The organism is Kineococcus lubricus (assembly GCF_050871965.1).
Classification (GTDB): domain Bacteria; phylum Actinomycetota; class Actinomycetes; order Actinomycetales; family Kineococcaceae; genus Kineococcus.
In genome coordinates, this window is the sequence record NZ_JBJLSK010000059.1 from 1 (window position 1) to 10,245 (window position 10,245).

Here is a 10,245-nt window from a genome sequence, read left to right on the forward strand (position 1 = left end):
TGCGTGCGGGTGTTTGTTGTGGTGTTGCGAGGCATTGGATGCTCGGGGGGGCGAGGGGGCGGGGGGCGGGGGGGCCCCCCCCCCCCCCCCCCCCCCCCCCCCGCGCGGGTCCCTGCGGTCCGGATCTCCGTCGCCGCTACAGTGACGCCACGTGAGGGTTGACCCGACGTGAGATGGGGGGACGACGTGGGGCACGACAGCCAGAGCGGCATCCGACACGGGGTGGGGGTGGCCGAGGCCGCCTCGACGGCCCCGCTGCGGACGTTGATCAAGGAGGACTTCGAGCGGCACTCCCGCTCGCTGGTGCACCCGGGCTTCCACGCCCTGCTCGTGCACCGCATCGGCTTCTGGGGTCTGGGCCGGCCCGCGCCGCTGCGGACCGCCGTGAAGGTGGCGCACCGGCTGGTGAACCGGCTGGTCATCCAGAACCTCTACGGCACGGAGATCGCCGACGAGGCGGTCATCGGCCGCCGCGTGGCCATCGGCCACCACCAGGCCGTGCAGATCCCGGCCTTCGCGGTCATCGGGGACGACTCGACGCTGCGCTCGGGGATCACCCTGGGCTTCACCAACGACGCGACCCGCCGCGAGTCCGTCCCGCACATCGGCCGGGACGTCTCCATCGGGCCGGGGGCGGTGCTGCTGGGGGCCATCACCGTCGGCGACGGCGCCTCCATCGGACCGAACGCCGTCGTGAGCACCGACGTCCCGGCGGGGGCCGCGGCGTTCGCCCCGCCCGCGCGCGTCCTCAAACCGCAACCGCGCCCCACCGGGGCGACCACGGACACCGTCGCGTCCTGAACCGCACGGACGGAACCACAGGGGGGAGAACGACCATGGAGGCGGACACGATCCGCGAGGCGCTCGCCGCCGTCGGGACCACACCGGTCCCGGCCCCGCGCGCCTGCCTGGACCTGGCCCGGGCCTACCGCGACCGGGGGGAACCCGGTGACGCGCGCCGCGCCGCGCAGTGGGCCTTCGCGGCCACCGACGCCGCCGTGACCGGCGCCGGGGCCGACTTCGCCGTCTGGCTCGGCGCCGGCCGGGTCTGGGAGTCGGTGCGCGCCGAGCTCGGCCCGGCCCCGCGCCGGGCCAGGGTGGCCGTCCTGGGCAGCTACACCACCACCCAGCTCACCCAGCTGCTGCCGCTGGCGTGCGCGCGCGCCGGGGTCGACGTCGAGGTCCACGAGTGCGGGTACGGGCAGTTCCGCACCGAGCTGCTCGACCCGACCAGCGCGCTGCACGCCTTCGACCCCGACGTGGTGGTCCTCGCCGTCGACGCCGGCGCCGTCGACCTGCCGGCGCGCAGCGACGACCCCGAGGCCGTCGTCGAGGCCGAGCTGGCGCGCTGGACCGCCCTGTGGGACCGGGCCCGGGAGGCGTTCGGGGCCCGCGTCGTGCAGCACGGCGTCGTGCTGCCCGCCGACGTCGCCCTGGGGCACCTGGCCGCCCGGACCCCCGGGGCCCGCCCCGCGATGCTGCGGCGCTTCGCCGAGCGCCTCGGGGAGGCCGCCGGATCGCCTGCGGCGCAGGGGGTCGCCGTCGTCGACTGCGAACGCCTGGCGAGCACCGTCGGCAAGCGCACCTGGACCGACGCCCGGTACGTGCACGCCGCGAAGCAGTCGGTGGCGCTGGGGTGCGTGCCGCTGCTGGCCCAGCAGACCGCGGCCGTCATCGGCGCGCAGCTCGGGCGCTCGCGCAAGTGCCTGGTCCTCGACCTCGACGGCACGCTGTGGGGCGGGGTCCTCGGCGAGCTGGGCCCGCACGGCGTCGAGGTCGGCCACGGCGCGCGCGGGGAGGCCTTCAGCGCCTTCCAGCGGTACGTGCTGGAGCTGAAGGACAAGGGCGTCGTCCTGGCGGTGAGCTCGAAGAACGACGAGCAGCACGTGCGGGAGGTGTTCGAGCAGAACCCCGACATGCTCGTGCGGCTCGACGACGTCGCCGTCCTGAAGGCGAGCTGGGGCGACAAGCCCACCGCCCTGCGCGAGATCGCCGCGACCCTCGGCATCGGCGAGGACGCGCTCGTCTTCGTCGACGACAACCCCGCCGAGCGCGAGGCCGTGCGCGAGCTCGTCCCCGACGTCGACGTCGTCGCGCTGCCCACCGACCCGGCCGGGTACGTCGCGGCGCTCGCGGCCTACCCGTTCTTCGAGACCGACGCCCTGACGGCCGAGGACGCCGCGCGGACCGCGCAGTACCGGGCCCGGGCGCAGGCCGTCGCCGCGCGGGAGGGGGCCGGGACGCTGGAGGAGTACCTCGCCTCCCTCGACATGCGCGCCGAGGTGCACGCCCTGGGGGAGGACAACGTCGCCCGGGTCGCGCAGCTGCTCGGCAAGACGAACCAGTTCAACCTCACCACGCGGCGGCACTCGCTCGCCGACGTCCGGGCGATGGCCGCCGACCCGGCGTGGACCTCGCTGGTCGTGCGGGTGCGCGACCGGTTCGCCGACCACGGGGTCGTCGCCGTCCTGCTCGCCCGCCGCGACGGGGACGTGCTCGACGTCGACAGCTGGCTCATGAGCTGCCGCGTCATCGGCCGCACCGTGGAGGACGAGGTCTTCGCGGTGCTGGTGGAGGCCGCGCAGGCGCTGGGGTGCACCGCGGTGCGCGGCACGTACGTGCCCAGCGCCAAGAACGCCCAGGTCGCCGGGCTGTACGAGCGCCTCGGCGCCCGCCCGGCCGGCCGGGACGAGGACGGGACGACGCACTGGGAGCTGGCGCTGCCGGCGACCGTGACCACCCCGGGGCTCATCGCCGTCGAGCGGGTCGTGGACCCGCGCGGGCCGGTGGGCGTCCCGGGAGCCAGGAGCAACGACGAGGAGAAGGTGGGAACCGCACGATGAGCTCCACGACGAACGACCGCGCGAACGACGACGTCGAGACCCGCATGCGCCGGGTGTTCCAGGAGGTCCTGGGCCGCGAGGACGTCGCGCTGGCCGACTCCACGACGGCCGCCGACGTGCCCGGGTGGGACTCCCTGGCGCACATCAACATCATGTTCTCCCTGGAGGCGGAGTTCGGGGTGCAGTTCAGCGACGAGCAGCTGACGTCGTTCCAGGACGTCGGGCAGCTGCGGAGGTTCCTCGTCTCCGAAGCCGGGTAGGCTCCGGTACTCGTGGCTCTCACCATCGGCATCGTCGGACTGCCCAACGTCGGCAAGTCCACGCTCTTCAACGCCCTGACCAAGAACGACGTGCTCGCGGCGAACTACCCGTTCGCCACGATCGAGCCGAACGTCGGGGTCGTGGCGCTGCCCGACCCGCGGCTGGACCGGCTGGCCGAGCTGTTCGGCAGCGAGAAGACGGTCCCGGCGACCGTCTCGTTCGTCGACATCGCGGGCATCGTCAAGGGCGCCAGCGAGGGTGAGGGCCTGGGCAACAAGTTCCTGGCCAACATCCGCGAGGCCGACGCGATCTGCCAGGTGACGCGGGCGTTCGTCGACCCCGACGTCGTCCACGTCGCCGGCAGCATCGACCCCGGTGACGACATCGCCACGATCCACACCGAGCTGGTGCTGGCCGACCTGCAGACCCTCGAGCGCGCGCAGCCGCGCCTGGAGAAGGAGGTCAAGGGCAAGAAGGCCGACCCGGCGGTCCTGGGGGCCGTCGTCGCCGCGCAGGCCGTCCTGGACTCCGGGCGCCCGCTGTCGGCCGCGACGAAGGGCGACGACGTCGACGTGCCGCTGCTCAAGGAGCTCGGCCTGCTGACGACGAAGCCGTTCATCTACGTCTTCAACGTCGACGAGACGGTCCTGGGCGACGAGGACCGCAAGCAGCAGCTGCGCGACCTGGTGGCCCCGGCCGAGGCGGTCTTCCTGGACGCCAAGCTGGAGTCGGAGCTGGTGGAGCTGTCCGCGGAGGAGGCCGCCGAGCTGCTGGAGTCGGTGGGCCAGACCGAGTCGGGCCTGGACCAGCTGGCCCGCGTCGGCTTCGCCACCCTCGGCCTGCAGACGTACCTGACCGCCGGCCCGAAGGAGTCGCGGGCCTGGACGATCCACCAGGGGTGGACGGCCCCGCAGGCCGCCGGCGTCATCCACACCGACTTCCAGCGCGGCTTCATCAAGGCCGAGGTCGTCTCCTTCGAGGACCTGGTCGCGGCCGGGTCGATGGCCGAGGCGAAGGCCGCGGGCAAGGTCCGCATCGAGGGCAAGGAGTACGTCATGGCCGACGGGGACGTCGTGGAGTTCCGCTTCAACGTCTGATCGGGTCCGACCACCCCCGGTCGTGTCCGCCGGGACACGATCGGGTCTCGATCCACCGACGGGACGGCCGCGGGGGCGGGGGCACCCGCCCGGGTGCGCCATGATTCTCGGGCGGTGGGGTCGACGGGGATCCCACCGCTCCCGACGTCCGTGCGCGAGCCTCGACGAGACCGCAACGACATCGTTACCTCGCCCCCGCGAGCGGGTCCCCGGCGCGCTGACCTGCACCTTCACCAGCTGCTGCACGTCGCGGTGAGTGATCGCGCGCGTGCGGGCCGCGTCCGGACGGGAGACACTGGCGTCCGTGCTCGCGCACGCGCGGCATCAGTGTTCACGCACGTCGGGAATTGGGTTGACCGGGTGTTAACGTGCTGCCCGACCTGTAGAGGTGGACATCCTGCTCGTCGGGGGTCGCCGCAGATGGGCAACGTGCCCACCCAGTCATGCTTGCGAGGAGGAGTTCCACCTTGAGCAGCTTCGAGAAGGACGGTCGTGCAGCCGTCGAACGCATCGGCGTCGTGGCCGGTTCCGCGTTCAGCCGCCGCAACGGGCTGAAGGGCGTCCTGGGCATCGCGGCCCTGTCGACGCTCGCGGCCTGCGGCGGCAACGACGACGAGGGCTCCGGCGGTGGCGAGAGCGGCGGCAGCGGCGGCGCCGTCGTCGTCAACGGCACCGAGCCGCAGAACCCGCTGGTCCCCACCAACACCAACGAGGTCGGCGGCGGTCGCCTGCTCGACTCGCTGTGGGCCGGACTCGTCTACTACAAGGCGGACGGCACCCCCGAGAACGACGTCGCCGACTCCATCGAGTCCACCGACGCGCAGAACTACACCATCAAGCTCAAGGCCGGGCAGAAGTTCTCCGACGGCAGCGCCGTCACCGCCAAGTCCTTCGTCGACGCCTGGAACTACGGCGCCCTGGGCACCAACGCGCAGCTCTCCAGCTACTTCTTCGAGCCCATCGAGGGCTTCGAGGCCGTCCAGGCCGAGCCGCCCACCGCCCAGACCATGAGCGGGCTGACCGTCGTCGACGACACCACCTTCACCGTCAAGCTCGTCCAGCCGGAGTCCGACTTCCCGCTGCGCCTGGGCTACTCGGCCTTCTACCCGCTGCCGGAGTCGGCCTTCGCCGACATCAAGGCGTACGGCGAGAACCCGATCGGCAACGGCCCGTACAAGCTGAAGGAGGAAGGCGCCTGGCAGCACAACGTCCGGATCGACTTCGTCCCGAACGAGAACTACGACGGGCCGCGCAAGGCGCAGAACGACTCGCTGGCCTTCCTGTTCTACGAGACCTTCGACGCGGCCTACGCCGCGCTGCAGGGCGGTGACCTCGACGTCCTGGACACCGTGCCCAGCTCGGCGCTGCTGACCTTCACCGACGACCTCGGCGAGGGCGCCGTGAACCAGCCCGCCGCCATCTTCCAGTCGTTCTGCATCCCCGAGACCCTGCCCGGGTTCGGCGGTGAGGAGGGCAAGCTGCGCCGCCAGGCGTTCAGCTACGCCTTCGACCGCGCGCAGATCTGCAAGACGGTCTTCAACGACACCCGCACCCCGGCCAAGGACTTCACGTCCCCGGTCATCGCCGGCTACTCCGAGACCGTCGAGGGCAACGAGGTCCTGTCCCTGGACGAGGCCAAGGCCAAGCAGCTGTGGGAGCAGGCCAACGCCATCGCCCCCTGGAACGGCAGCACCTTCACCATCGCCTACAACAGCGACGGCGACCACCAGGCGTGGGTCGACGCGGTGACCGCGGGCCTGCGCCAGGTGCTGGGCATCCAGGCCGAGGGCAAGCCCTACCCGACCTTCGCGCAGATCCGCACCGAGATCACCAACCGCACGATCTCGGGTGCCTTCCGCACCGGCTGGCAGGCCGACTACCCGGGTCTGTACAACTTCCTCGCCCCGCTGTACGCCACGGGCGCCGGGTCCAACGACGGCGACTACTCCAACCCGGAGTTCGACGCGCTGCTGAACCGGGCCGCGGGCACGACCGACCAGGACGAGGCCAACAAGATCCTGCAGCAGGCGCAGACGATCCTGTTCACCGACCTGCCGGTGATCCCGCTCTGGTACGCCAACGCCGCGGGCGGCTTCGGCGAGTCGGCGAAGAACGTCGAGTTCGGCTGGAACAGCGTCCCGCTGTACTACCAGATCACCAAGTCCTGACCTGAGGTCCGGGGGTGGGTCGGTTCGCCGGCCCACCCCCGTTCTCGCGTCAGCACGCGAGCGCGACACTGTGTCCGACGTTGTAGGCCGGGGCGGCCACGGAAGGTCGTCCCCCGAGGAGGCTCGTGATGGGTTGGTACATCGGGCGCCGTCTGTTGCAGATGGTGCCCGTCTTCTTCGGAGCCACGCTCCTCATCTACGCCCTGGTGTTCCTGCTCCCGGGTGACCCGATCCTCGCCCTGTTCGGGGACAAGCCCGTCAGCGAGAGCGCCCGCGCGGCGCTGACGGCGCAGTACAACCTCGACAAGCCCTTCTTCGTGCAGTACCTGCTCTTCCTCAAGGGCATCTTCACGTTCGACTTCGGCACCTCGTTCTCCGGGCAACCGGTCATCGACCAGATCACCCGGGCCTTCCCGGTGACGATCAAGCTGGCCGTGGTCGCGCTCGTCATCGAGGCCGTCTTCGGCATCGCCTTCGGCTTCCTCGCCGGCCTGCGCCGCGGCGGCCTGTTCGACTCCACCGTCCTGTTCCTCTCGCTCATCGTCATCGGCATCCCGGTGTTCGTCCTGGGCTTCGTCGGCCAGTACTTCATCGGGGTCAAGTGGGGCATCGTGCGGTCCACCGTGGGCGGCGACCCCGCCCTGGTCGACCTGTTGCTGCCCGGTGCGGTGCTCGGGGCGCTGTCCTTCGCCTACGTGCTGCGGCTGACGAGGAACTCCGTGGCCGAGGGCCTGTCGGCCGACCACGTGCGCACGGCGACCGCGAAGGGGCTGTCGCGCCCGCGGGTCATGACGGTGCACGTGCTGCGCAACTCCCTCATCCCCGTCGTGACGTTCCTGGGCACCGACCTCGGGGCGCTGATGGGCGGGGCGATCGTCACCGAGGGCATCTTCAACGTCCCCGGGGTCGGCAACCTGCTCTACCAGTCGGTCATCCGGCAGGAGGGGCCGACGGTGGTGTCGGTCGTGACGATCCTGGTGCTCGTCTACCTCCTGGCCAACCTCGTCGTCGACCTGCTGTACGCCGTCCTGGACCCGAGGATCCGCTATGTCTGAGAAGAACACCGGACCCGTCGCGGTCCGCCCCGGCCAGGAGCACTTCGTCGCTCCCCTGGAGGAGACACCGCTGGCGGCGGTCGACGCCGTCGACGAGTCGGCCCCCGGCGGCGGGCTGTTCACCGACGCGTGGAAGCAGCTGCGCAAGCGCCCGCTGTTCATCGTCTCGAGCCTGATCATCCTGGTGCTCGTCGTCGTCTCGCTGTTCCCCTCCTGGTTCACCTCGACCGACCCGCGGTTCGTGGACCTGTCCGTCGCCCTGCAGGGGCCGTCCTCCGAGCACCCGCTCGGGGTCACCCGCGGCGGCACCGACGTCTACGCGCGCGTCGTCTACGGCGCCCGGGCGTCGGTGAGCGTGGGGATCCTCACGACGCTCATGGTGGTCGTCGTCGGCGGGGTCGTCGGCGCGCTCGCCGGGTTCTTCGGCGGCTGGCTCGACGCGCTGCTCTCGCGCGTCGCGGACATCTTCTTCGCGCTGCCGCTGATCCTGGGCGCCATCGTCCTGCTGCAGACCCTCAAGAGCCGCAACGTCGTCACCGTGGCCCTCACGCTCGCCCTGTTCGGCTGGCCGCAGGTGGCGCGCATCATGCGCAGCGCCGTCCTGCAGGTCCGGTCCGCGGAGTACGTGACCGCCGCGAAGTCGCTGGGGCTGAGCCGGCTGGGCACCCTCGTGCGGCACGTCGTGCCCAACGCCCTCGGGCCGGTCATCGTCGTCGCGACGATCTCGCTGGGGACGTTCATCGCGGCCGAGGCGACGCTGTCGTTCCTGAGCCTGGGGCTGCCACCCAGCATCGTGTCCTGGGGCGGTGACATCTCCAACGCCCGCGCGACCCTGCGCACCGACCCGATGGTCCTGCTGTGGCCCTCGATCGGGTTGTCGCTGACGGTCCTGTCGTTCCTGATGCTCGGCGACGCGCTGCGCGACGCCCTCGACCCGAAGGGCCGCACCCGATGAGCGCCAGCACCTCGTCGCAGCCGGTGGACCGCAGCCGGCCGCTGCTGCAGGTCAAGGACCTCCAGGTCGACTTCCGCTCCGGCGGCCGGGCCGTGCACGCCGTCCGCGGCGCGAGCTTCACCGTCTACCCCGGGCAGACCGTCGCCATCGTCGGGGAGTCCGGGTCGGGCAAGTCGACGTCGGCGATGGCCGTCATCGGCCTGCTGCCCGGCTCGGGCCAGGTCGTCGGCGGGGAGATCCTCTTCGACGGCAAGGACATCGCGCACGCCTCCACCCGCGAGCACGTCGCGCTGCGCGGCAAGCACATCGGGCTGGTCCCGCAGGACCCGATGTCGAACCTGAACCCCGTGTGGAACATCGGGTTCCAGGTCAAGGAGGCCATCGAGGCCAACGGCATCGCCAAGGGCGCCGCGGCGAGGAAGCGGGCGATCGAGGTCCTCGGCGAGGCCGGGCTGGGCGACGCGGCCCGCCGCTACAAGCAGTACCCGCACGAGTTCTCCGGCGGCATGCGCCAGCGCGCCCTCATCGGCATCGGGCTGGCGTCGCGGCCGCGGCTGCTCATCGCCGACGAGCCGACCTCGGCCCTCGACGTCACCGTCCAGCGCGGCATCCTCGACCACCTCGACTCCCTGACCTCCGAGCTCGGCACCGCCGTGCTGCTCATCACCCACGACCTGGGCCTGGCCGCGGAGCGGGCCGAGCACCTCGTCGTCATGTACAAGGGCCAGGTCGTCGAGTCCGGGCCGGCGCTGCAGATCCTGCAGAGCCCGCAGCACCCGTACACGCAGCGGCTGGTGTCCGCGGCGCCCTCCCTGGCGTCGCGGCGCATGCAGTCGCAGCACCGCGCGCAGATCGTCGAGCAGGCCGAGGCGCGGGCCCTGGACGCCCACGACATCGTCGCCGCGCAGACGCCCGTCGAGGTCCCGGAGCAGGTGACGGCCGACGTCATCGAGGTCCGGAACCTGACGAAGGAGTTCGTCATCCGGGGCGCCGGCGCGCGCGGGGAGAAGCTGCTCGCCGTCGACGACGTGAGCTTCTCGGTGCGGCGGGGGACCACCCTGGCCGTCGTGGGGGAGTCCGGGTCGGGCAAGTCGACCGTCGCGCAGATGGTGCTGAACCTGCTGCCGGTCACCCGGGGCGAGGTCCGGTTCGACGGGGTCGACATCACGACGCTCGACCGCAAGCAGCGGTTCGCGTTCCGCCGCCGGGTGCAGCCGATCTTCCAGAACCCGTACGGGTCGCTGGACCCCAGCTGGAGCATCTTCCGCTCCGTCGAGGAGCCGCTGCGGGTGCACGGGGTGGGCGACGCCGCCAGCCGCGAGGCGCGCGTGCGCGACCTGCTCGACAAGGTCGCCCTGCCGCAGAGCTCGCTGCGGCGCTACCCCAACGAGCTGTCCGGCGGGCAGCGCCAGCGCGTCGCCATCGCGCGGGCCCTCGCGCTGCAGCCGGAGGTCGTGGTGTGCGACGAGGCGGTCTCCGCCCTCGACGTCCTGGTGCAGGGGCAGATCCTGAGCCTGCTCAACGACCTGCAGGCCGAGCTGGGGCTGACGTACCTGTTCATCACGCACGACCTGGCCGTCGTCCGGGAGATCGCCGACGACGTCGTGGTCATGCAGCGCGGCCGGCTCGTCGAGCACGCCTCCGTCGAGGAGGTCTTCGCGAACCCGGCGCAGGAGTACACCCGGGCCCTGCTGGCGGCGATCCCCGGCGGCAGCATCCAGCTCGGCGCCTGACCGGCCGCGGGGGGGGGGGGGGGGGGGGGGGGGGGGGGGGGGGGGGGGGGGGGGGGGGGGGGGGGGGGGGGGGGGGGGGGGGGGGGGGGGGGGGGGGGGGGGGGGGGGGGGGGGGGGGGGGGGGGGGGGGGGG

At 72.2% G+C, this 10,245-nt stretch carries 8 protein-coding genes; all 8 read left to right on the forward strand.

The genetic code is table 11. The features are described from left to right. The first annotated feature begins 168 nt into the window (after positions 1-168). Positions 169-801, forward strand: coding sequence for a serine O-acetyltransferase (locus ACRYRX_RS22285; protein WP_432515373.1), 633 nt, complete (start codon positions 169-171; stop codon positions 799-801). A 35-nt stretch (positions 802-836) separates the two neighbouring features. After that, a complete protein-coding gene (locus ACRYRX_RS22290) occupies positions 837-2,843 on the forward strand; it encodes an HAD-IIIC family phosphatase (RefSeq protein ID WP_432515375.1) in 2,007 nt (668 codons plus the stop codon). Then, a complete protein-coding gene (locus tag ACRYRX_RS22295) occupies positions 2,840-3,103 on the forward strand; it encodes an acyl carrier protein (protein WP_432515376.1) in 264 nt (87 codons plus the stop codon). The genes ACRYRX_RS22290 and ACRYRX_RS22295 overlap by 4 nt, the downstream gene beginning before the upstream one ends. A gap of 12 nt (positions 3,104-3,115) precedes the next feature. Further along, on the forward strand, positions 3,116-4,201 hold the full coding sequence (gene ychF, locus ACRYRX_RS22300; RefSeq protein WP_432515378.1) for a redox-regulated ATPase YchF: 1,086 nt from the start codon (positions 3,116-3,118) through the stop codon (positions 4,199-4,201). A gap of 518 nt (positions 4,202-4,719) precedes the next feature. Beyond that, a complete protein-coding gene (locus ACRYRX_RS22305; RefSeq protein WP_432515384.1) occupies positions 4,720-6,369 on the forward strand; it encodes a peptide ABC transporter substrate-binding protein in 1,650 nt (549 codons plus the stop codon). 128 nt (positions 6,370-6,497) lie between these two features. Next, positions 6,498-7,424: an ABC transporter permease gene (locus tag ACRYRX_RS22310; protein ID WP_432515379.1), complete on the forward strand. Its 927-nt coding sequence runs from the start codon at positions 6,498-6,500 to the stop codon at positions 7,422-7,424. After that, entirely contained in the window at positions 7,417-8,379 is a 963-nt protein-coding gene (locus tag ACRYRX_RS22315; RefSeq protein WP_432515380.1) for an ABC transporter permease, read from the forward strand. Before ACRYRX_RS22310 ends, ACRYRX_RS22315 begins: the two co-directional genes overlap by 8 nt. Next, a complete protein-coding gene (locus tag ACRYRX_RS22320) occupies positions 8,376-10,112 on the forward strand; it encodes a dipeptide ABC transporter ATP-binding protein (RefSeq protein WP_432515382.1) in 1,737 nt (578 codons plus the stop codon). The genes ACRYRX_RS22315 and ACRYRX_RS22320 overlap by 4 nt, the downstream gene beginning before the upstream one ends. The last annotated feature ends 133 nt before the right edge of the window (positions 10,113-10,245 follow it).